The 22685-nt window shown below is 69.7% G+C and carries 17 protein-coding genes; 10 read left to right on the top strand and 7 right to left on the bottom strand.

Annotated elements, in window-relative coordinates; translation table 11 throughout:
• Window positions 1-38: 38 nt before the first annotated feature.
• Window positions 39-2135 (bottom strand): transketolase, encoded by a 2097-nt coding sequence (gene tkt / locus O5O54_RS07895; protein WP_279480448.1) that lies wholly within the window; start codon window positions 2133-2135, stop codon window positions 39-41.
• Between the two features lie 287 nt (window positions 2136-2422).
• Between tkt and exbB the strand changes: the two genes are divergently transcribed.
• The 3 genes from exbB to O5O54_RS07910 are packed head-to-tail and all read left to right on the top strand — an operon-like array spanning window position 2423 to window position 4868.
• The gene (exbB, locus tag O5O54_RS07900) at window positions 2423-3472 is read left to right on the top strand and encodes a tonB-system energizer ExbB (RefSeq protein WP_279480450.1); all 1050 of its coding nucleotides are present in this window, start codon (window positions 2423-2425) and stop codon (window positions 3470-3472) included.
• Window positions 3473-3477: 5 nt separating this feature from the next.
• Window positions 3478-3942, top strand: coding sequence for a TonB system transport protein ExbD (gene exbD / locus O5O54_RS07905; protein WP_279480452.1), 465 nt, complete (start codon window positions 3478-3480; stop codon window positions 3940-3942).
• Window positions 3939-4868: an energy transducer TonB gene (locus O5O54_RS07910; protein WP_279480455.1), complete on the top strand. Its 930-nt coding sequence runs from the start codon at window positions 3939-3941 to the stop codon at window positions 4866-4868. The genes exbD and O5O54_RS07910 overlap by 4 nt, the downstream gene beginning before the upstream one ends.
• A gap of 3 nt (window positions 4869-4871) precedes the next feature.
• Here the strand turns inward: O5O54_RS07910 and O5O54_RS07915 are convergent, their stop codons facing one another.
• Entirely contained in the window at window positions 4872-6203 is a 1332-nt protein-coding gene (locus O5O54_RS07915) for a homoserine dehydrogenase (RefSeq protein ID WP_279480457.1), read from the bottom strand.
• A 173-nt stretch (window positions 6204-6376) separates the two neighbouring features.
• Between O5O54_RS07915 and O5O54_RS07920 the strand changes: the two genes are divergently transcribed.
• From O5O54_RS07920 to O5O54_RS07940, 5 genes are all read left to right on the top strand, one after another.
• On the top strand, window positions 6377-7051 hold the full coding sequence (locus O5O54_RS07920; RefSeq protein ID WP_279480458.1) for a response regulator transcription factor: 675 nt from the start codon (window positions 6377-6379) through the stop codon (window positions 7049-7051).
• Window positions 7041-9494, top strand: a complete 2454-nt coding sequence (locus O5O54_RS07925; RefSeq protein WP_279480460.1) for an extracellular solute-binding protein — start codon at window positions 7041-7043, stop codon at window positions 9492-9494. Before O5O54_RS07920 ends, O5O54_RS07925 begins: the two co-directional genes overlap by 11 nt.
• Window positions 9495-9731: 237 nt before the next feature.
• Window positions 9732-10682, top strand: a complete 951-nt coding sequence (locus O5O54_RS07930) for a tripartite tricarboxylate transporter substrate binding protein (RefSeq protein WP_279480462.1) — start codon at window positions 9732-9734, stop codon at window positions 10680-10682.
• A complete protein-coding gene (locus O5O54_RS07935) occupies window positions 10682-11170 on the top strand; it encodes a tripartite tricarboxylate transporter TctB family protein (RefSeq protein ID WP_279480464.1) in 489 nt (162 codons plus the stop codon). Before O5O54_RS07930 ends, O5O54_RS07935 begins: the two co-directional genes overlap by 1 nt.
• Window positions 11171-11271: 101 nt before the next feature.
• Window positions 11272-12882 carry a tripartite tricarboxylate transporter permease gene (locus O5O54_RS07940; protein WP_279480466.1) on the top strand — a complete coding sequence of 537 codons (1611 nt, stop codon included), beginning with the start codon at window positions 11272-11274 and terminating at the stop codon, window positions 12880-12882.
• 85 nt (window positions 12883-12967) lie between these two features.
• Here O5O54_RS07940 and O5O54_RS07945 read toward each other — a convergent pair whose 3' ends face one another.
• Window positions 12968-13147, bottom strand: coding sequence for a hypothetical protein (locus O5O54_RS07945; RefSeq protein ID WP_279480467.1), 180 nt, complete (start codon window positions 13145-13147; stop codon window positions 12968-12970).
• 226 nt (window positions 13148-13373) lie between these two features.
• Between O5O54_RS07945 and O5O54_RS07950 the strand changes: the two genes are divergently transcribed.
• The gene (locus O5O54_RS07950; RefSeq protein WP_279480469.1) at window positions 13374-15362 is read left to right on the top strand and encodes an AI-2E family transporter; all 1989 of its coding nucleotides are present in this window, start codon (window positions 13374-13376) and stop codon (window positions 15360-15362) included.
• 130 nt (window positions 15363-15492) lie between these two features.
• Here the strand turns inward: O5O54_RS07950 and glgX are convergent, their stop codons facing one another.
• Window positions 15493-17763: a glycogen debranching protein GlgX gene (gene glgX, locus O5O54_RS07955; RefSeq protein WP_279480784.1), complete on the bottom strand. Its 2271-nt coding sequence runs from the start codon at window positions 17761-17763 to the stop codon at window positions 15493-15495.
• Between the two features lie 137 nt (window positions 17764-17900).
• Here glgX and O5O54_RS07960 point away from each other — a divergent pair, with 137 nt between their 5' ends.
• A complete protein-coding gene (locus O5O54_RS07960; protein WP_279480470.1) occupies window positions 17901-18329 on the top strand; it encodes a CBS domain-containing protein in 429 nt (142 codons plus the stop codon).
• Here the strand turns inward: O5O54_RS07960 and O5O54_RS07965 are convergent.
• From O5O54_RS07965 to O5O54_RS07975, 3 genes are read right to left on the bottom strand one after another with little or no spacing between them, the layout of a single operon-like run.
• Window positions 18307-18894, bottom strand: a complete 588-nt coding sequence (locus tag O5O54_RS07965; protein WP_279480472.1) for a DUF533 domain-containing protein — start codon at window positions 18892-18894, stop codon at window positions 18307-18309. The genes O5O54_RS07960 and O5O54_RS07965 overlap by 23 nt on opposite strands.
• Complete coding sequence (locus tag O5O54_RS07970; RefSeq protein ID WP_279480474.1) at window positions 18891-19274, bottom strand: response regulator; 384 nt, start codon at window positions 19272-19274, stop codon at window positions 18891-18893. The genes O5O54_RS07965 and O5O54_RS07970 overlap by 4 nt, the downstream gene beginning before the upstream one ends.
• Window positions 19271-22651: a response regulator gene (locus tag O5O54_RS07975; RefSeq protein ID WP_279480476.1), complete on the bottom strand. Its 3381-nt coding sequence runs from the start codon at window positions 22649-22651 to the stop codon at window positions 19271-19273. The genes O5O54_RS07970 and O5O54_RS07975 overlap by 4 nt, the downstream gene beginning before the upstream one ends.
• Window positions 22652-22685: the final 34 nt, after the last annotated feature.

A 22685-nucleotide genomic window follows, 5' to 3' on the forward strand; every position in this document is an offset into this window, starting at 1 on the left:
GCCTGCGATTTTCGTTGTCTGTCGAGGGATGGGAAGCGTCAGCGGCCGGCGGCCGCCTGTTCGCGGGCGAGCTTGACGACGTTGTCCACCGTGAAGCCGAACTTCTCCTGGAGCTTGGCGATGGGGGCCGAGGCGCCGAAGGTTTTCATGACGATCTTGGCGCCCTTCGACCCGGCATACTGGTCCCAGCCGAGCGAGCCGCCCTGCTCGACCGCGACGCGGGCCATGACGCCCGGCGGCAGCACCTCGTCGCGGTAGCTCTCGTCCTGCTTCTCGAAGAGGTGCCAGGAGGGCATGGAGACGACCCGCGCCTTGATGCCCTCGGCCGACAGCTTCTCGCGCGCGGCGACGCAGAGCGAGACCTCCGAGCCGGTGGCGAGAAGGATCACGTCCGGCTTGCCGCCCTCGGCCTCGGCGAGGACATAGGCGCCCCGGCGCAGGCCCGAGGCGGGCGCGAAGGTGGAGCGGTCGAGGGTCGGCAGCGGCTGGCGCGAGAGGACGAGCGCGGTCGGCTCGTGGGTCTGCTCCATCGCGACACGCCAGGCCTCCGCCGTCTCGTTGGCGTCGCAGGGGCGGATCGTGTTGAGGCCGGGAATGGCGCGCAGGCTCGCCAGATGCTCCACCGGCTGGTGGGTCGGCCCGTCCTCGCCGACGCCGATGGAATCGTGCGTGAACACCCAGACCGCCGGGATTTCCATGATCGCCGACAGGCGCACCGGCGCGCGCATGTAGTCGGAGAAGACCAGGAAGGTCGCGCCGTAGGGGCGCACGTAGGAGAGCGCCATGCCGTTGACGACCGCCCCCATGCCGTGCTCGCGGATGCCGAAATGGAGATTGCGTCCGGCATAGTCGTCGGACCCGAAGGATCCCGCCCCCTCGAAGCCGAGCTTCGACTTGTTGGACGGGGCAAGGTCCGCAGAGCCGCCGAGGAGGAAGGGCACGCGCTCGGCGATCGCGTTGAGCACCTTGCCGGACGCATCGCGCGAGGCGATGCCCTTGGCGTCGAGCTCGAAGCTCGGGATGCCGGCATCCCAGCCGTCCGGCAGCTTGCCTTCGCGCATGGCGTCGATCTCGGCGGCGAGCTCCGGGTGGGCCTGCCGGTAGCGGGCGAAATCGGCCTCCCATTTTTCTCGCGCCGCCTTGCCGCGCTTCTCGAGCCGGCCGCGGAAATCTTCCGCGACACCGTCCGGTACGTAGAAGCTCTTATCCTCCGGCCAGCCGTAGGCGCGCTTGGCGCCCTTCACGTCCTCGGCGTCGAAGGCTTCGCCGTGGGCCGCCGCCGTGCCCTGCTGCTTCTTGAGTCCGTAGCCGATGACGCTGTCCACGACGACCAGCGTCGGCCGGTCGTCGGTGGCGCGGAATTCCTCCACAGCCTTGCGGATCGCGCCGAGATCGTTGGCATCCGACACATGCAGCGTCTTCCAGCCGTAGCCGCGGAAGCGCTCGGCGACGTCCTCCGAGAAGGCGAGGCTGGTGAAGCCCTCGATCGACACCTTGTTGTTGTCGTAGATCCAGAGGAGGTTCGACAGCTTGAGGTGGCCGGCCAGCGAGGCGGCCTCCGAGGACACGCCCTCCATCATGTCGCCGTCGCCGCAGAGCACGATCACGTCGTGGTCGAAGACCTTTGCTTCCGGTTTGTTGTAGCGCGCGGCCAGCCAGCGTTCGGCGATCGCCATGCCGACCGAGTTGCCGCAGCCCTGGCCGAGCGGACCGGTCGTCGTCTCGACACCGGTGGTCATCCGGTATTCCGGGTGGCCCGGCGTCTTGGAGGAAAGCTGGCGGAACTGTTCGATGTCTTCCAGCGAGACAGCGGGCTTGCCAGTCTTCTTCCCATGGGCGTCGATCTCCTCGACGCCGGCGAGGTGCAGCACCGAATAGAGCAGCATCGAGCCATGGCCGACGGACAGCACGAAGCGGTCGCGGTTCGGCCAGTCCGGCCGGGCCGGATCGTAGCGCATGAACTCGGTCCACAGCGTATAGGCGACGGGCGCAAGGCCGAGCGGCGCGCCGACATGGCCGGAATGGGCCTTCAGCACGGCGTCCATCGACAGGGTGCGGATCGTGTCGATGGCGAGTTGCTCGGGCGAGCCGCCGCGGTTCGAGGCGGCATCCGAGGGGGCGGGGTTCGCGCTCATGGGGCGTTCCTTCTCTGAAGCTCCGTCGTGGCGCGGCCGGGATCGCTCACGCGACTGGGAGGTCTCGGGCCATATGGTGGAGCACGCCTCGCCCAAGTCGATGGTCCCGGCCAACGATCGGCCGGCCTTCGGGGGAAGAGTCGCGCGAAGGGCTTGTGCGAGCGAGGGCCGGTGCGTATGGAAAACATGACTTAATGGTTCATGTATTGCCGGCACCCATCCGACCCGAGTGGACGGACGGCTCCCGGCACGGGCGGCGCCTCGCCCGATCGGCGAAAAGGTCGACGATGGCACTCAACATGGTTCTCCTTGCGGCTCGGCGTGCGGCGGGTCTGAGGCGCGCGATCCTCGGCTCGTGCTTCGTCCTGTCGCTTCCCGTCGGCGGCGCCCTCGCCCAGGACGCGGGCACGCCGGCCCCGAACGCTCAAAGCCTCGTGTCGCCGGCTCCCGCAGTCCAAACACCCGACACCGTCTTCCCCTCCGGCCTGCCGAACACGATCGCCCCGCTCGGCAGCCCCGCCACGCCGGAAGCCGAGTCCGCGGCCGCTCCTACGGTCGGTGCGGCCGCTCCCGCAGCCGACGAGGCGCAAGCCCCGGACGTCGGCACCGCCACCCTGCCGCACGACTTGTCCCCCTGGGGCATGTTCATGGCGGCCGACTACGTCGTGAAGGCCGTGATGGTCGGCCTCGCCTTCGCCTCCGTGGTCACCTGGACGATCTGGCTCGCCAAGGTTCTGGAACTGACGGGCGCCAAGACACGCGCCGGCTCGGGCGTTCGTCGCCTGACGCGCGCCGAAGGCCTGCCCGCGCTGGAGACGCTGGAGAACAACGGCTGGAAGGGCGGCCCCGTCGCGGCCATGGTGCGGGCGGCGGCGGAGGAGCGCGCCCGTTCCGGCCCCCTGCCGGCCGAGGGCATCAAGGAGCGCGTCGCCATCGCGCTGCAGCGCATCGAGGCACGGGCCGGCCGGCGCATGGCGCGCGGCACCGGCCTCCTGGCCACAATCGGCTCGACGGCGCCCTTCGTCGGCCTGTTCGGCACGGTCTGGGGCATCATGAACTCGTTCATCGGCATCAGCCAGGCCAACACCACCAACCTCGCCGTGGTGGCGCCCGGCATCGCCGAGGCGCTGCTCGCGACCGCCATCGGCCTTGTCGCGGCCATTCCCGCCGTCATCATCTACAACGTCTTCGCCCGTTCCATCTCGGGCTACCGGGCGGTCCTGTCCGACGCCTCGGCGCTCGTTCTCCAGCACCTGTCGCGCGATCTCGACCGGGCTAAGGTCACGGGCCTCGCCTCGCGCGCGGCCGGCTATCCGCGCTCGGCGGCGGCGGAGTAGGCGCGATGGGTGTCAGCCTCAAGAGTTCCGACGACGACGATTCGGGCGAAGTCTCCGAGATCAACGTCACGCCCTTCATCGATGTGGTGCTGGTGCTCCTCATCATCTTCATGGTGGCCGCCCCGCTCTCGACGGTGGACGTGCCGGTGGATCTGCCGGTCTCCAACGCGCAACCCCAGCCGCGCACCGACGAGCCGCTCTACCTCACCGTGCAGGACGACCTGAACCTCGTGATGGGCGAGGAGCCGGTCGCGCGCGAGGCGCTCCGCGCCGCGCTCGACGCCCGGACGGGCGGCAACCATGACGAGCGCATCTTCCTTCGGGCGGACGCCTCCGTCGACTACGGCGACCTTATGGAGGTCATGAACGCGCTGCGCGACGCCGGCTATCTCAAGATCGCGCTGGTGGGTCTCGAAAACACCGGCGCCGCCCCCGCCGCGCCGAACACCGGGGCCGCCCCGCAGCCATGACGCCGGCCCGCCCCGCCGATTTCGAGCGCGGCTCCGCTTGGGCGAGCGCCACCCGCTGGGGCGCCGCGGCGCTGACCATCGCCGCCGCCCACGCCGCGCTCGCCTATGCCTTCGTGCAGATGCCGCCGGTCGCCACGCCGCCGGCCGGCGCGCCGGAAGCGCCGATCCTGATGGAACTCGCCCCGCCCGAAGCCGCGCCACCGGCCGCGCCCGCGATCGAGGCGCCCGAGCCGGCCGTCGAGCCGGAGGAAGCGCCGCCCGAACCGCCACCGCCGGAACCGCAGCCGGCCCCCGAGCCGCCGCCGCCCGAGCCCGAACCTCCGCCACCCGTCGAGGAACCGCCGCCGCCGGTGGAAGAGCCGCCGCCTGTGGAGGAACCGGAGCCCGAACCGCTCCCCGAGCCGTCGCCGGAGCCCCAGCCCGAACCGCCGCCCGCCGTCGAGCAGCAGGCCGAGGCCGTGATCAACGCGCCGATCCCACGCGCGCGGCCCCGCCCCCCGGAGCCGAAGCGCGAGGTGGCCGAGCGCCGGCCCGAGCCGCGCCGCGAGGCGGAACGCCCGCGCGAGCGGCCGCGGGTCGAGCGGCGTCAGCCTGCTCCGGCCGCCTCCAGCGCCTCGCGCGCCGCACCCGACGCCTCGCAGGGGCAGCGGGCGCGGCCGAGCGTGTCGCCGGCGCGCTGGCAATCGCAGGTGCAGGCCCGGCTCAACCGCTTCAAGCGCACGCCGCGCGGCGGAGGAACGGGCACGGTGCGCGTGGCCTTCACCATCGCCGCCGACGGCGCCGCCACAGGCATCCGCCTGGCGGGCTCGTCCGGCAATCCGGTGCTGGACGAGGCGGCGCTGTCGCTGGTCCGCCGCGCCAGCCCCTTCCCGGCGCCGCCCGATGGCAGCGTCTCGATCACCGTGCCGATCGCCTTTACGCGATAGGACTCAGGCCACTTGCCCGACGAACCGCTCGTCCGCCGCATCCAGCGCGCGGCGGACGCGGGTGATCTCCAGGCTCTCGTCCGGCGTGGTATTGGCATAGGTGATCTTCTCGCCGGCCTTCACCGGGGCCGTCACCCTCGCGCCTTCCGCGAGCCCCAGCGGCAGGCCGCCGGCCGCGCGCGCCTCTCCCCACGTCATGGCGAAGCCGCGATATTGCGTCTCGCCGATGCGGCCGAGCCGCTCGCCGGGTTGGAGGTCGCGCTTGGCGACCGCGATGCATTCGGCCACCGGCCTGTCCAGGGGTTCAAGATGCGGCCGGCGATGGACGGCGGCATGGATCGCCGAGAGCGGCACCTCGATCGAGGTGAGGTGGAAGGGGCGCAACAGGGCGAAGCAGGGGCCGGGGCCGACCTTCAGGTCGGCGATGCGCTCGGTGATGCGCGGATGCCGGCCTTTCACCACGCAGAAGACGCCGGGCGCGACGCCCTTGCCGATCGTGTAGTCGACACGGCCCATGCCCGACAGGATGCCCCCGTCTTCGCGCGGGCACAGCACCTGCGCGAGGTCCTCGGCCGTGGCGTTCGGACCGTGCATGCCCGGCACGTCCGGCACGAGGCCGGTGGCATTGGCGATCGCCACCATCTCCACCATGGTCTTGGAGCCGTCCACGAACTCCACCAGCATGCGCGCGTTCATGTTGCGGCGCGCGGCCTCCGCCTCGTAGTCGGCGGGCACGGCGTTGAAGTCGAGCGCGTTGTTCTTGCCCTTGCCGGCGCAGACGATGTCGAGGCCGAGCGACTGGGCAAGGCCGATCAGCTCGATCGTCGACTGCGGCTCGTCGCCGGCCGCGCCCGTATAGACGACGCCCGCCGCCTTGGCCGCCGCGTTGAGGTGACGTCCGACCGCGATGTCGGCCTCGACGTTCAGCATCACGACATGCTTGCCGGCGGCAAAGGCCTTGAGCGCCAGCGTCGTGCCGAAGCTGGGGCTCCCCGTCGCGTCCACCACCACGTCGATCCGGCCGGCCTCGCACAGGAGCGAGGCGTCGGGCACGATGGCCGCGCGGCCCGCCTCGATCGCCCGGTCGACATCGGCCGCCCGCTCGGCGCGCGCGCTCTCCTCAGGCGCATAGCCGGCATAGGCGAGCGCCTCTTCCGTCTCCGCCGGGCGCGAGGTGGACACGGCGCCCAGCCGCACGCCCGGCATCAGCTTCAGTTGCACCAGGAGGTCGATACCCATCTGCCCGGCGCCGGCGACGCCGACCGTCACGGGTCCGTGCCGCTCCGCATGGTCGAAGAGTTCGGCGGCAAGGCCGACGCGCGCGATGGAATGCATGGAAGGACCCGCCTCTCGGAACAGCGGCGCCGGACGGCGCCCTGCCCGAGCGATAGCGGCAGGGGGCGCACGGAATCAATCGGCCGTTCCGTCACGCCTTCGCCATGGTTCCCAAGCGGCGCCGCAAATCCTATGGTCGGGCCTTTCCGACCGATCCGCGAGACCGGCCTTTCATGCGCATGCTCCTGGTGGAGGACAACGAGGGACTGGGCGATGCCGTCAACCGCCATCTGCGCGGCGCCGGCCACGCCGTGGAATGGGTGAAAAGCGCCGAGGATGCGGTGGAGGCCTTCGGGCTCGACACGTTCGACGCGGTGATCCTCGATCTGACCCTGCCCGGCCGCGACGGGCTCTGGGTCATCTCGCAGTTGCGGCGCGCCCGCTCGGCCGTGCCCGTCCTCGTGATGACCGCGCGCTCGGAGATCGACGACAAGGTGAGCCTCCTCGACCAGGGCGCCGACGACTATCTCGTGAAGCCCTTCGACCTGCGCGAACTCGACGCTCGCCTGCGCGCCCTCCTGCGCCGCCCGGCCGGACAGACCTCCAGCGTCTCCGCCTTCGGCGACGTGACGGTGGATCTTGCCGGCCACGCGGTCAGCCGCGGCGGCGAGCGTCTGGATATCGGGCGCCGCGAATTCCGGCTCCTCGAGATCCTCCTGTCGCGGCCGGGCGTCGTGGTCGGCAAGGAACAGCTCATGGCGCAGCTCTTCTCCTTCGACGAATCGGTTTCGACCAACGCGCTGGAACTCTACGTCTCGCGCCTGCGCCGCAAGCTGGAGGGCTCGGCGCTGGAGATCGGCACCGTGCGCGGCACGGGCTATGTCGCGCGGGTCCGCGATGGAGGGTAGAGCCGTCTCCATCCGTCGGCGCGTCCTGTTCGCGGCGACGCTCCTGCTGCTGCTCGCTGCCCTCGTGCTCGTGGCCTTCATCCGCGACTATGCCGAGCGCGCTTCCGACCGCGCCTTCGACCGGCTGCTCGGCGCCTCGGCCCTGACCATTGCCGGCGCCGTTCAGCTCGAGGAGGGCGAGGTCACGGTGGAGCTGCCGCTCGCCTCCTTCTCCATGTTCTCCGGCCGCGACCGCATCTTCTACGCGGTGGAAGGGCCGGACGGGGTCAACGTCACCGGCTATCCCGACCTGTCCGAAGGACTGCCGCCCGAGGACGACAGCGAGCCGACCTTCGCCGATGCCGTGTATCGCGGCCAGCCGGTGCGGGTGGCGAGCGCGGGTCGCCTCGTCGCCACCGCTTCGGGCTCCGGCTGGGCGACGGTCCGCGTCGCCGAGACGCTCGGCGAGCGGGAGGCGCTGTCGGCGGAGATCTTCCAGAACGCGCTTCTGCCGGTGGTCTCGCTCCTTCTCCTGGCGCTCGCGATCCTCTGGTTCGGCATCGGCCGCGCCTTCCGACCGCTCCTGTCCCTGGAACGGCACCTTCGCGCCCGGGCGCCCGAAAACCTGTCGCCGGTCGATCTGCCCGTGCCGCAGGAAGCCGCTCAGCTCGTCGGCGCGCTCAACGACTTCATGGCCCGGCTGCGCTCCGCGCGCGAGCGGCTGGAAGCCCTTGTGGCCGAAGCCGCGCACGAGGTGCGCACACCGCTCGCCTCGCTCCGTCTCCAGGCCGAGGTCGCGCGCGGCGAGGCCGATCCGGAGGCGTTGCGAGCCCAGGTCGGGCGCATCCACGACGAAGCCGTGCAGGCGAGCCAGCTCGTCTCGCAGCTCCTGATGGACGCGACCATCTCGCACCGCCTCGACACCGCACCCGCCGGCGCGACGCCGATCGGCGCGGTTCTCTCGGAGGTGGTCCGGCGGCTCGACCCGGACCTCGCCGACCGCGTCACGGTATCCATCGCGCCGGGCCTTTCGGAAGCCAGCCTCGGGGCGGACCGGGTTGTCCTGCGCGAGATGCTGCGCAACCTTGTCGACAACGCCCTGACCTACAGCCGCGGCCCGGTGGACATCGCCGTCGCCGCGCTGCCCGAGGCTGCGGTCGGCATCGAGGTGGCGGATCGCGGCCCCGGCATTCCGGCAGACGAGCGGGAGGCGGTGTTCGAGCGCTTCCGCCGCGGCGCCGCCTCGGCCGGCACCAGCGGCTCGGGACTGGGCCTTGCCATCGTCTGCCGCGCGGTGGAGGCACAGCGTGGCCGCATCGCCCTGGAGGACAGACCGGGCGGCGGCCTCCTGGTGCGGCTCGTCCTGCCGCGTGCCGACGCGAAGGCCGGCGCCGGCGCCCTGCGCGCGGTCGCGTCCCTGGCGCTGCTCGCGCTTCTGCTCCTGCCCGCCGGCGGCGCGGGCGCAGCCGAGACGGTCTACCCCGCGCCCGACGGATCGAGCGCGACCCGCCTTCGTATCCTCGGCGCCACCGACACCGAACTCTTCTCCCATCTCGTGCGCGGCTTCCAGGCCGGCCGGCCGGACGTGACGGTCACCTACGAGGAGGGCGAGACGCGCGGCATCTTCGAGGCCTTTTCCACAGGCATGACGCCGCCGCCCGACATCATGATGAGCTCGGCCTCCGACCTGCAGGTCAAGCTCGTCAACGACGGCTTCGCCCAGAGCCTCGACCTGCCTTCGGCCGCCGCCCTGCCGGGCTGGGCGCAATGGCGCTCAGAGCTCTTCGGCTTCACCTTCGAGCCGGCGGTGATCGTCTACAACCCCGACATCCTCACCGAAGACGAGGTGCCGCGGAGCCATCTGCAGCTCGCCGAACTTCTGGAAGGGCAGGCGGTGCGGCTCGCCGGAAAGATCGCGACCTACGACGTCGCTCGATCGGGCGTCGGCTACATGCTGGCGGCTCAGGACCAGTCCGTTTCATCCTATTTCTGGCGTCTGGCCAGCGCCTTCGGCCGAGCCGGCGTCCAGCTCTCGGGCGCAAGCCCCGGCATTCTCGACGGCGTGGAGCGTGGCGATCTCGCGCTCGGCTACAACGTGCTCGGCTCCTACGCCTTCGCGCGGGCTGCGGCCGGCGCGCGCATCGGCATCGTCGTGCCCGACGACTACGTGCTGGTCGTGACGCGGTCCATGTTCGTGCCGGTCGGCGCGCCGCGGACGGATCTTGCCAGGGCCTTCATCGAGTTCGCCCTTTCGCAGGACGGACAGTCGATCCTCGCCGGCCCCGCGGCGCTCGGGGCCGTCGTGCCCGGCACGCCAGGGCTCTGGACCGCCGAGCACATCTCGGCGCTCGGGCGTGGCGCCGTCCAGCCCGTGCCGCTCGGCCCTTCGCTTCTCGTCGGCCTCGACCGGCAGCGGCGTGCCCGCTTTCTGGACACCTGGATGGAGATCGTTGCACCGCAATAAGGCAGGTGGCGAGCGTGACAGGTTTTTGACAGGAACCTTTTGTTAGGATCCGTCCAGACGGCCGGGGAGGCTGGATGCGACCGTGGGCAGGCCTGGAAGGGCTGAGGCCCTCGACCGGGCGGCCTGGAGGGGCACGACGGTCACAAGAGGACGACGCTCTCGTCGCCGCCTCGTCTCCCCGCGACCATCGTCCGCTTTCACCGGCGCATCCGCGTCGCCATCCGGGAGGACCCATCCATGAAGTCCATGATTCTGGGCGCGCTCGCCGCGCTTCTCGTCTCCACCAGCGCCTTCGCCCAGGCGCCCGCCTACGAGATCATGGCCCCGGCTTCGCCCGGCGGCGGCTGGGACCAGACCGCCCGCGCCATGCAGAACGTGCTGCAGGAGACCAAGCTCGCCAGCAACGTGCAGGTGGTGAACGTTCCCGGCGCCGCCGGCACGATCGGTCTTGCGCAGTTCGTCTCCACCAAGGCCGGCAATCCGAACGCGCTCTTGGTCGGCGGCTACGTCATGGTCGGCGGCATCCTCACCAACAAGTCGCCGGTCACGCTCGATCAGGTGACGCCGATCGCCCGCCTCACCGGCGAGGACGAGGCCATCGTGGTGCCCGCCGCCTCGCCCTACCAGACGATCGACGACCTGGTGAAGGCGATGAAGGAGAATCCGGGCGCCGTGGCGATCGCCGGCGGCTCGGCCGGCGGCACCGACCACATCGCGGCCGGCCTCCTGGCGCAGGCCGTCGGCGCCGACCCGAAGGCCATCAACTACATCGCCTTCTCCGGCGGCGGCGAGGCGCTGGCCGCCATTCTCGGCCAGCAGGTCGCGGCCGGCATCTCGGGCTACGGCGAGTTCGAGGCCCAGGTGAAGGCAGGCACGCTCCGCCTTCTGGCGACGACGGGCGACGAGCGCGTGCCGGGCTCCGAGGCCCCGACGCTGAAGGAAGCCGGCATCGACATGGAGCTGCAGAACTGGCGCATGGTCGCCGCTGCGCCCGGCATCTCGGCCGAGCAGACGACCGCGATCACCGACAACATCCAGAAGATGGTCGAGACGCCCGAGTGGAAGGCCGTCCTCGAGCGCAACAACTGGACCAACACGTTCCTGGCCGGCGAGGAGTTCAAGACCGAGCTTGCCAAGAACATCGAGGACACCAAGGAAGTCCTCACCGCGATCGGTCTCGTCCAGTAATGACCGCTCCGTCGGACCATGAGCCGACCGAACGCCGCCCCGACCGGGCGGCGTTTGCCATCGGCGTCGGGCTGGGAATCCTCGGCCTCCTCGTGCTGCTCGACGCCAGCCAGGTCGGCGGCGGTGCCTATGCCCGCATCGGTCCGGCGACCTTCCCGACCCTGATCGGCTTCGCGCTTCTCGGCCTGTCCGTCTGGACGATGGTCGAGGCGTGGCGCGGCGACTTTCCCGAGCGCGACCACGACGAGGCGGCGCCGATCGTCTGGATCGTGGGCGGCCTCGCGGCCCAGCTTCTGCTCTTGACCACGGCGGGCTTCTCGATCGCCACCGGGCTCCTCTTCGCGGCCACCGCCCGCGCCTTCGGCAAGCGCAAGCTCTACGTGTCGGTCCCGATCGGCATCCTGCTCAGCCTCGCGATCTGGCTGATGTTCACGAAGGTGCTGAACCTGGCGCTGCCCGCCGGCCCGCTGGAACGCCTGTTCGGCTGAGACCTCTGCCTCCGACGAACGCCGGAGGCTCAAGCCCCTTCCTCGCGCCCGCCCCCCTCCGAGGGGCCGGCCGCGCCCGCTCGAAACACGGGTTTTAAGCGATGGATACCTTCGCGCTTCTCGGCCAAGGCCTGGCGACGGCCGCCGAGCCGATGAACCTTCTCTACGCGCTGATCGGCGTGACGCTCGGCACGGCCGTCGGCGTCCTGCCGGGCATCGGCCCGGCTCTGACGGTCGCCCTGCTCCTGCCGGTGACCTACCAGCTCGACGCGGCCGGCTCGCTGATCATGTTCGCGGGCATCTACTACGGCGGCATGTACGGCGGCTCGACGACCTCGATCCTCCTCAACACGCCCGGCGAGAGCGCCTCGATCATCACCGCGCTCGAAGGCAACAAGATGGCCCGCAAGGGGCGCGGCGGACCGGCCCTCGCCACCGCCGCCATAGGTTCCTTCGTCGCGGGCCTCATCGCCACGCTCGGCCTCGCCTTTCTGGCACCGATCATCGTGTCCTTCGCGCTCTCCTTCGGCCCGGCCGAGTATTTTGCGCTGATGCTGCTCGCTTTCGTCACCGTGTCGGCGGCCTTCGGCGACTCGGCCCTGCGCGGCCTGACGGCCCTGATCGTCGGACTGACGCTCGGCCTCGTCGGCATCGACCTCCAGACCGGCCAGGCGCGCCTGACGCTCACCCCCATCGCTCAGTATTTCCAGGGGATGGCCGCCGATCCCACAGCGTCCCTGCACGGTCTCTGGGCGACGCTCGCGGGCCTCTTCGGCAGCATCTCGGCCAACCTTCTCGACGGGATCGAAGTCACGACGCTGGCCGTCGCGCTGTTCGCCATCGGCGAGTGCCTCGTGGTGGCTGCAGCCGCCAGCCGCACGCCCGACACGATCGAGGCGGTCAAGGGCTCGCTCTGGATGACCAAGGAGGACTGGAAGCGCTCCTGGAAGCCGTGGCTGCGCGGCACGGCGGTCGGCTTCCCGATCGGCGCCATGCCGGCCGGCGGCGCCGAGATCGGCACGTTCCTGTCCTACTCGATGGAGAAGAACCTCACCAAGCATCCGGAAGAGTTCGGCAACGGCGCCATCGAGGGCGTCGCGGGCCCCGAGGCCGCCAATAACGCCTCGGCTGCGGGCACGCTGGTGCCGCTTCTGACGCTCGGCCTGCCGACCTCGGCCACCGCCGCGATCATGCTGGCCGCTTTCCAGCAGTTCGGCCTCCAGCCGGGTCCGCTTCTCTTCATCACCTCGCCGCAGATCGTCTGGGGCCTCGTCGCCAGCCTCCTGATCGCGAACCTGATGCTGGTGGTGCTCAACCTGCCGCTGATCGGCCTCTGGGTGCGTCTCCTGACCATCCCCCGGCCCTGGCTCTATGCCGGCATTCTGGTCTTCGCGACGCTCGGCTGCATCGGCGCCAACCCCTCGCCGGTCGAACTCGGCATGCTGCTCCTGTTCGGCCTGATGGGCTACATGCTGCGCCGCTTCGGCTATCCGATCGCGCCGGTGGTCGTCGGCCTGATCCTCGGACCGATGGCGGAGCAGCAGTTGCGCCGGGCGCTGGCGATCAGCCAGGGCGACCCGACGATCCTGGTCCATTCCTGGCTCGCCATCGTGCTGCTCGCCCTTGCGCTCCTTGCGCTGGTGGGCCCGATGATCCTGCGCGCGCGCGGCCGCGGCAAGCTCCTGTCGCAGATGGCGGCCGACGAGGACTGAGCCCGGTCGGTTCCTCCCGAACGAAAAAGGGCGGCTTCCGCGAGGAAGCCGCCCTTTCCATGCATAGCTTGTTAAGATTCGGCGATCAGCCGAGCTTGACGTCGTCGAAGGCGCTCGGCTCGATGCCGGCAGCCTTGAGAGCGGCCCGCGAGGGGCGCTTGCCGGCCTCGGCCGCCGCCGCGCACGCCGCGATGCCGCCGAAGGTCTCGGTCATGCTGCGGATCCGCTGGCCGATGGAGCGCGTGCGGTTGTTGCGGGGGGTCATCGAGGTCGTCCTTTCGGGTAGTGACCTTGTTTCGTTGACAGGAAGATGGGCCTTCCCGGTGCCGGTTTGAAGAGTTGATTCGGCGCGGCAGCCATGCCCTCAGCGCATGACGACCGGTTGAGCACGGTAAACCGATTAGACCGATACCCGGGGAACCGATCCGGTGAAGGCGCGTTTGCCAGCGTTCGCGTCGCAACCGTCCGACGCCGTGGGGAGTTGCCGGGCGTTGGATATCGTCACATCGCAGATGCTGCGCCGCGCGCTTCCCTTGTTCACGGCGCTGGCGATCGGCGTGCTGACGTTGACGATCGCCGCGATCCTGACGCTCGGTCGCGAGATTTTCGTCCCCTTCGCGCTCGGCATTCTTCTCGCCTTCATTCTCGCCCCCATCGTGATCGGGCTGCAGCGGCTTCGGGTGCCGCGCATGCTGGCGATCAGCGGCGCGATCCTGGCCGCGACGGTGGTGATCCTCGCGCTCGGCTTCGTGATCGCCCTGCAGATTACGTCCCTGGTCGGCGAGATCCCCTCCTATCGCCTGACGGTGCAGGAAAAGCTCCAGTCGCTGTCGGCCTCCGCGCAGGCGACGGGCGACGGCCCGTTCAGCCGCGCCGCCATCGCGCTGGAGGAAATGGCCGCCGACATCCAGGCCATGGCCTCGCCGGCCGAGGTCGGCGCCGACGCGCAGGACGGCAATCCGATCCGCCGCCCGATCCCGGTCACCGTCGAGAACGACGGCTCGCTCTTCGGAACGATCAGCGCCATCGCCCTGCCGCTTCTCCAGCCGCTCGCGACCTTCGGCGTCGTCATCATCTTCGCGATCTTCATCCTCCTCCAGCGCGAGGATCTGCGGAACCGCTTCATCCGCCTCGCCGGCACCGACGATCTCCAGCAGACCACGGCGGCGATCGACGACGCGGCCAAGCGCCTGTCGAAGCTCCTCCTGTTCCAGCTCGGCGTGAACGCGGCCTTCGGCGTGGTCACCGCGCTCGGCCTCTGGCTCCTCGGCGTGCCGAGCCCCGCGCTCTGGGGCATTCTCGGCGGCATCCTGCGCTTCATTCCCTATGTCGGCGGCTTCATTGGCGCTGGCCTGCCGATGCTTCTCGCCTTCGCCGTCGATCCCGGCTGGTCCATGGTGATCTGGACCGCCGTCCTCTATCTCGGCGCCGAGGCGATCCTCTCCAACGTCGTGGAGCCCGTCCTCTACGGCCATTCCACCGGCCTCTCGCCGGTCGCCATCCTCCTGGCCGCCACGATCTGGGCCTTCCTGTGGGGTCCCGTCGGCCTGATCCTCGCGACGCCGCTCACCATCTGCCTTGTCGTCATGGGCCGCCATGTGCCTCGCCTCGCCTTCATCGACGTGATGTTCGGCGACCGGCCGGCGCTCTCGCCGCCGCAGATCTTCTATCAGCGCATGCTGGCGGGCGAGCCGCGCGAGGCGATCGACCAGGCCTACGAGTTCCTGCGCGAGCGCGAGCTCGCCACCTATTACGACGAGGTGGCGCTCGAGGGCCTGCGCATCGCGCACGAGGACGTCGCGCGCTTCGCCGTGGAGGGCGATCGCCTCGAAACCCTCCAGCACTCGACGCTGGAGCTTGTGGACGGGTTGAAGAGCGTGCGCACCTCCGCCCAGACGAGCCGTCGGGGCAAGACGCTGAACGCGGAAGCAGCCGCCGCGGTGGACGCCGCCGGCCCAGACCAGGAAGTGACCCGGATCGTCCAGCGTCGGCAGGATCTCGCTCCCGCCTGGCGGGGCGAGCGGCCGGTCGTGTGCCTCTCCGGTTCCAACGCGCTGGACGGCGCGGTAACGGCGATGCTCGCCCAGGTGCTGACGCGCCATGGCTTGCGCGCCGAGGCCGTAAGCCTCGCCGGCCTCCAGGCCGACCCGCCTTCGCGGGCGGACGCCGAAGGCGTCGCCCTCGTCTGCCTCTCCTTCATCGAGCCGCTGTCGACCGTGCATCTGCGTCAGGCCGTCCGGCGCGTCCATCGGGTCGCGCCCCGCGCGCGCATTCTGATCGGCATCTGGCGCCAGCGCGATCCGGCCATGCTCCAGGAGCTGAAGCGCCGCGTCCATGCCGACGCGCTGGTCACGACCATCAACGGCGCCCTTGCCGCCGCTCTCGACATGTCCGGCCAGAAGGCGCCGGAGCCGGAAACGCCGGCCGCTCCCAACGTGACCGACGAGACCCGGGTCGAACCTGCCGTCACCGCCGTCTGACGGCGAAGCCCCCTCCCCGCCGCACCGGCCCGTCCCAACCCGCTTCGGCCACCGAGGCAACGAAAAAAGGGCCGCCCCGAACGGGGCGACCCTTTTTCTTTCGGCTTTGCGCCTTGCGCCGTGCCTTTGTTCAGCCCTTCTCGGGCCGGACGATATGGACCTTTTCGGCCGCCGCGCGCTGGAAGGCTTCCGACACGTGGGCGAAAGCCTGGTGCGCCTCGTCCGACAGCGAGTAGCCGTCTTCCGGCTCCAGGATGAAGGCGAGCAACGAGCGGCCCGTCACCATGTAGTCGCTGTCGAAGTCGAAAGGCACGAGCTCGTCGCGGTTCGGCACGTTGGTGTCGATGATACAGTGCCAGCGTCGCCCGCCGGGAGCCGCCGGCAGCTTGAAGTTTACCACGTCGTGATGCGCGTTGAGGATCAGGAGCATGGTCGCGTCCGAGCCGACGCGCTTGATGCCCTCGGCCTGCGCCCGCCCGTCGAGCAGCACACCGAAGCAGCGCGCGCCGGCATCGTCCCACTCGGTCTGCTGCATCTCGCCGCCCGACGGCGACATCCACGTCACGTCCTTGGCGCCGATCTCCTCGTCGAAACGGCCCTGGAGGAACCGACCGCGACGCAGCATCGGCAGCGCCTGGCGCAGCATGATCAGCTTCTGCACGAACTCGGCGAGGTCCTCGCCGTCCTGCGAGACGTTCCAGTCGACCCAGCCGATCTCGTTGTCCTGGGCATAGGCGTTGTTGTTGCCGCCTTGCGTGCGGGCGAACTCGTCGCCCGCCAGGATCATCGGCGTGCCGCGGGAAAGGAGCAGCGTCGCGAAGAAGTTGCGCAACTGCCGGAAGCGGACGCTGTTGATCTCGGCGTCCTCGGTCGGCCCCTCGACGCCGTAATTGTTCGAGAGGTTGTGCGAGTGGCCGTCGCGATTGTCCTCGCCATTCGCCTCGTTGTGCTTGTCGTTGTAGCAGACGAGGTCGTGCAGCGTGAAACCGTCATGGGCGGTGATGAAGTTGACGCTCGACCAGGGCTGGCGGCCGCGATTGTTGAAGAGGTCGGCCGAGGCCGAGATCTTGCCGGCGACCGCCGGAACCTTGCCCTCGTCGCCGCGCCAGTAGGCGCGCACCGTGTCGCGGTAGCCGTCGTTCCACTCGGCCCAGCCCGGCGGGAAGCGACCGACCTGATAGCCGCCGGGACCGCAGTCCCAGGGCTCGGCGATCAGCTTGACCTGGGAGAGCAACGGATCCTGCATGGTGGCATGGAGGAAGGAGGACTCCTCCGAGAAGCCCGTCGGCTCGCGCGCCAGAATGGTCGCGAGGTCGAAGCGGAACCCGTCCACCCGCATCTCGCCGGCCCAGTAGCGCAGGCTGTCCATGACAAGCTGCATCACGCGCGGATGCGACGTGTTGACGGTGTTCCCCGTGCCCGTGTCGTTGATGTAGTAGCGCTTGTTGTCCGGCAGGAGCCGGTAGTAGGTCGCGTTGTCGATGCCCTTGAACGAGAGGGTCGGCCCGTTCTCGTTGCCTTCAGCCGTGTGGTTGTAGACGACGTCGAGGATGACCTCGAGCCCATGGTGGTGGAAGGTCGAGACGAGTTCCTTGAACTCGTTGACGAAGGGCGTCGACATGTAGCGCGGGTCGGGCGCGAAGAAGCCGAGCGTGTTGTAGCCCCAGAAGTTGCGGAGCCCCTTCTCCACGAGATAGCTGTCGTCGACGAAGGCGTGGATCGGCAGGAGCTCGACGGAGGTGACGCCGAGGCTCTTGATGTATTCGACGACGTCGTGGTGCGCGAGGCCGGAGAATTTGCCCCGGTCGCGGTCGGAGAGGCTCGGATGGCGCTGCGTGAAGCCCTTGACGTGGGTCTCGTAGAAGATCGTCCGCTCCCAGGGCACGTTCGGCCGGCGGTCGTTGCCCCAGGTGAAGGCGGGGTCGACGATCTGCGACTTCGGCACGAAGGCGGCCGAATCGCGCTCGTCGAAGGACAGGTCGCCGTCGGCATGGCCGATCGTGTAGCCGAACAGGGCGTGGTCCCACTTCAGCTCGCCCAAATGCTGCTTGGCATAGGGGTCGAGGAGCAGCTTGTTGGGGTTGAAGCGGTGGCCGGCGTCGGGCTCGTAAGGGCCGTGGACGCGGTATCCGTAGACAAGGCCAGGGCGCGCGTCGGGCAGATAGCCGTGGAACACCTCGTTGGTGTACTCGGGCAGCACGATGCGCTCGAGCTCGGTCGTGCCCGTCTCGTCGAAGAGGCACAGCTCGACCTTGGTCGCGTTGGCCGAGAACAGGGCGAAGTTGACGCCCAGGCCGTCCCATGTGGCACCACGCGGGAACGGCCGGCCGGCCTGGACGCGCGACTTCTGCAGGCCCGGCTTCGCGAGGGTGGACGCGAAGTCGGATTCATTCGGTTGAATGTTCAAGGGATCGATCCCGTCAGGTAGGAGACACGCCGGATCGAAGAATGCCGCGTCGCGGTATTTGTTCCCCGCTTCGAACCGTTGAACGCGTGATACGTTAGAGGAGCACCCTTCCCGCACCAGGATATGCCCCCGTGAAGATCCGCGACGTCATGAACCGGCATATCGAGTTTGCCGATCCGGACGATCCCGTCACGGAACTCGCCGTGACCATGGGCGATCTCGACGTCGGCTGCCTCCCGATCGGCACGCCGGACGACCCGAAGGGCGTCGTCACCGACCGCGACATCCTCTACCGCGTCGTGGCGCGCGGTCTCGATTCCTCGCAGATCCGCGCCCGCGACGTCATGTCCTCGCCGCTGATCTCCTGCCGCGCCGACGACAGCCTTCAGGCGGCGATGGACACGATGACCGCCCATCGCGTCCGCCGCCTCGCCGTGACGCAAGGGTCCGGCCCGGTGATCGGCTGGGTGACGCTGGCCGACCTGTCGCGCACGCTGCTCCTGGAATCGGACACCGTCCAGACGGCGCTGCGCGAACTCACCCGCGAAAGCGCCGGTTGAGGCTGCCCACCACGTTGGCGGTGAGGCCGAGCCGCGCCGCGAGATAGGTAAGATAGGCCTGCGCAACGCCTGAGCGCTGGCCGAGCACCAGGAGCGAGACCGCATAGGCGTGGGCCGCCTTGTCGAGGCGGTGCGCCGCCGCCGAAAGCGCGCCGACGCTCGTCACCGGCGCATCCGGACGACGCAGGGGCGCGACAATGTCCGCTTCGGCACCGAGCCGCATCAGGGTCTCGACGGCCCGTTCGCGCCGGGCTTCATCGGCCCATCCCGTCTCGTCGGCCTCCAGCGCCGACGCGGCCGCATCGACGGCCAGGACGGCCTCTTCGGGTGACATCGACCGGAAGTCCAGCGTCAGCGGGAAGGAAACCTGCCGGAAGTTGGCAAGGTGCGCGGAGAGGATCTTGAGCGCGATCGTCGCCTCGACACTGTCGCGGCGGAGCGGGGCCGGCGCCGGTCGGGGAACCGGCGCCCCGACCGCCACATCCAGCTCGCCGAGATTCAGCCCCTGCCCGTCACGCGGGCCGGCCTGGCGACCGGCGAAACGCCACAGCCATTCGAAGCTCAAGCGGATGCTGCGGCCGCCTGGGGCAGCAGCGCCTCGATCTGGCCGAGCAGCTTGGAGAAGTCGACGGGCTTGGCGTGGTAGTCGTCGCAGCCGGCGGCCAGCGTCTTCTCCTTGTCGCCGGACATGGCGTGGGCGGTCAGCGCTATGATGGGAATGCGGGGCATGGATGCGTCGGCCCGCATGGTGCGCGCGGCGGTCCAGCCGTCGAGCACCGGCAGGTTCATGTCGAGAAGAATGATGTCCGGCGCAGTACCCCGCGCCTTCTCGATCCCGTCCTGCCCGTCATGGGCCAGCACCACCTCGTAGCCGCGCCGCTGGAGGCGGCGGGACAGGAAGTCCCAGATTTCCTCGTGGTCCTCGACCAGCAGGATGCGTGTCATGTCGTCGGCTCCGATCCGGACTGTCCCGTCTGCGCAAGGCCATGCGGCCCGGAAAGTGTGCCTTGCGCGACCATAACGCGGATCTGGGACGCAAGGTCCCTCAGATCCACGTCTCCTTTCGTGAAGATGTCCTCGGCCTGGCCCTGGAGAAAGCGCATCTCCTCGGCGGTCAGGTCCTTGGAGGTGAGCACCACGACGGGGATCTCGCGCCATTCGCCGCGCTCGCGCATGGCCTTGAGGAAGGCGAACCCGTCCATCTCGGGCATCACGAGGTCGAGGAGGATGAGACCGGGCCGTTCGACCTCCATCCGCGCCAGGGCCTCGCGCCCGTTGAGCGCGGTGATCACCTTCAGCCCCTCGCGCTCCAGCATGGTGGCGGTGCGGTGGAGCCCGTCCTCGTCGTCGTCCACGGCCAGGATCAGCCCGTTGTCCTCGGTGCGGAAGCGGTCGAGCACCGATTTCAGGCGGTTCCACTCCACCGGCTTCAGGAGATAGTCCGCGGCGCCCAGCGCGTAGCCGAGGCTGTGCTCGTCGATGATGGTGATCATCACGACGGGGATGTGCGAGACGTCCGGATCGCCCTTCAGCTCGGTCAGCACCGCCCAGCCGTCCATCTTGGGCATGGTGACGTCCAGAAGGATCACGTCCGGCTTCAGGAGCCGGGCCATTTCCAGACCGCTCAGGCCGTCGGCCGCCGTGCGCACCGAGAAGCCTTCGCGCAGCAGGAAGCGGGTAACGAGTTCGCGCGCATGCGGGTCGTCGTCGATGGCGAGCACCAGACCCGCGCCGCCGTCCGTCGGCGTCTGCGCGGCGGCGATCTCGGGCGCGAGGTCCTCGGCCGGCGGCTCCACCTCGGCGGGAATGCGGATCGTGAAGGTGGTGCCGTGCCCCGGCTCGGAGGTGACCCCGATGTCGCCGCCGAGCAGCCGGCAGAAGGCGCGGGTGATGGCAAGGCCGAGCCCCGTGCCGCCGAACTTGCGCGTGGTGGATTCGTCGGCCTGCGCGAAGCGCTCGAACAGGCGCTCGAGCTGTTCCGGCGTCATGCCGATGCCGGTGTCGGTCACCTCCAGCCGGATCCAGTCCCCGCCCTCCTGCGGCTCGCGGCTGGCCGACAGGGTGATCGTGCCTTCTTCGGTGAACTTCGCCGCGTTGGACAGGAGGTTGATCAGGCACTGGCGCAGCTTGACCTGGTCGGTGTGCAACTCGCCGATCTCGGCGCCCTTCTCCACCTGGAGGCGGTTGTTCTTCTTGGCGATCAGCGAGCCGACCGTGGAAGCCACCTCGTCGAGCACGTCCGAAAGCGCGAAGCTCTCAGCATAGACGTCCATCCGCTCGGCCTCAATCTTGGAGAGGTCGAGCACGTCGTTGATCAGGCTGAGGAGGTGGCGGGCGTTCTGCTCGATCTTCTTGAGGTCGGTCAGGAGATGCGCCTCGCCGAGATCCTCGACCTCCTCCTCCAGCATCTCGGCATAGCCGATCACGGCCGAGAGCGGCGTGCGCAGCTCGTGGCTCATGTTGGCGATGAACTGGGACTTGGCGCGGTTGGCGTTTTCGGCCGCCTCCTTGGCGGCGGCGAGCTCCTGCTCGGCGGCGCGCTGCGAGGTGATGTCGGTGTTGGTGCCGAACCAGCGGGTGATCGTCCCCGCCTCGTCGCGGATCGGGATGGCCTGGGACAGGAACCAGCGATAGGTGCCGTCCGCGCCGCGCAAGGGGAAGGTGTCCTCCCACTTCACCCCTTCCGTGAAGGAGCGCATGAGCTGCTCGCGCACCCGGTCGAGATGGTCGGGATGGTGGACCTTCATCCAGCCGTGCCCGCGCATCTCCTCCATGGTGGTGCCGGTGTAGTCGAACCAGCGCTGATTGTACCAGTCGATGTCGCCGCTCGGGCTCGCGATCCAGGCGAACTGGGGGATGTTGTCGGCGATGATCCGGAACTGCTCGTTGGAATGGCCGAGCTCGGCGGCGATCCGCTTCTGGTCGGTGATGTCGGTATGGGTGCCGACCCATTCGGCGATCGCCCCGTCCGGCCCGCGGATCGGCACGGCGCGGGCGAGCATGTCGCGCCATTCGCCGTCGGCGCGGCGCACCCGGTGCTCGATCTTGTAGGTCGCCTCTCCGGCCACGGCCCGCTTCCAGGCCTCCGCGCTCCGCTCCCGGTCTTCCGGGTGCAGCGCCTCCGTCCAGCCGAAGCCGGAATAGTCCTCCTCCGACTGGCCGGTGAAGGCGGCCCAGCCGGGCTGGTCGCCGGAGAAGCGCCCCGAGCTCGGCACGGACCAGACGATGGCCGAGGTCGCCTCGATCAGCGAGCGGAAGCGCGTTTCCGAATAGGCGAGCTGCCGCTCGGCCCTGAGGCGCTTGGTGGCGTTGGTGAGCACGACGCCGGCGCCCACCGTCTCGTGCGCCGTATGACCTTCGGCGCGAAGCGGGTAGATGCTGGCGAGATAGATCTGCTCGGCGTCCGCATCGCCCGCCCGCAGTTCCACGCCGTTGTGCACGCGGCCCCAGCGCAGCGTCTCGTCCAGCATGCGCTCCAGCATCACATGGTCGTTCGGGAAGAGGTCGAGGAGCGAGTCCGACACCACCACTTCGCGGCCGAGGCTCGACCCCGCCTGGGCGAAGGCGGGGTTCAGCCGGCCGAGGCGCCCGTCGCGTCCGACGAAACCGATCGCGACCGGCGAGTTTTCCAGAACGGCCGACAGGAGCCCGCTCGCCCGCCGGCTCTCCACATGGCGGCGAAAGGCGATGAAGGCGAGCGCCGCAGCCGAGAGGATCGCCGCCAGGAAGGCGACATTGGCGACGAGGTCGTTGCGATGGGCGGTCGAGTCGGCCAGGTTCACGCGCTTCTGCGCATTGGCCTGCGCGGTGCCGATTTCCGTGCGGATGTCGTCCATGATGCGCTTGCCGGCGCCCGACCGGACGAGTTCGGCGGCGGGCTCCATGCCCTGCTCGGTGCGCACGCGCACGATCTCGGTCTCGAAGGCGACCTCCTGATCGGACAACTCCTTCAGCCGGGCCAGCCGCGCGGGATCGCCGCCGCCCGCCTCCCAGACCGCCTCCATCCGCGCGAACTGGGCCGGCAGGTCGGCGACGTTCTGGCGGAAGGGCGACAGGAACTCCTCCGTGCCCGCGATGACGAAGCCGCGCGTCGAGGTCTCGATGCTGGTCATCATCGAGAGGAACCGCTCGGCCTCGGCCACGATGGCGCCGTTGCCGGTGGCCGCCGCCTCGCGGCGCGCGTCCTGCCAGACCGTCCATCCGAAGGCGCCGATCGCGAGCGCGAGAAGCAGGCCTGCCAGAAGGGCCGTGCGCCCCAGCGCGGCCTGAACCGTTGTCACGCCCTTATTGCCGGATGCGATCCCGGCGCCACCTTGTGTCATGCTCAAGCGTCCCCCGGATGCGGGCGACGGCGCC

It is taken from the genome of Aureimonas sp. SK2 (genome assembly GCF_029813115.1).
GTDB lineage: Bacteria > Pseudomonadota > Alphaproteobacteria > Rhizobiales > Rhizobiaceae > Aureimonas.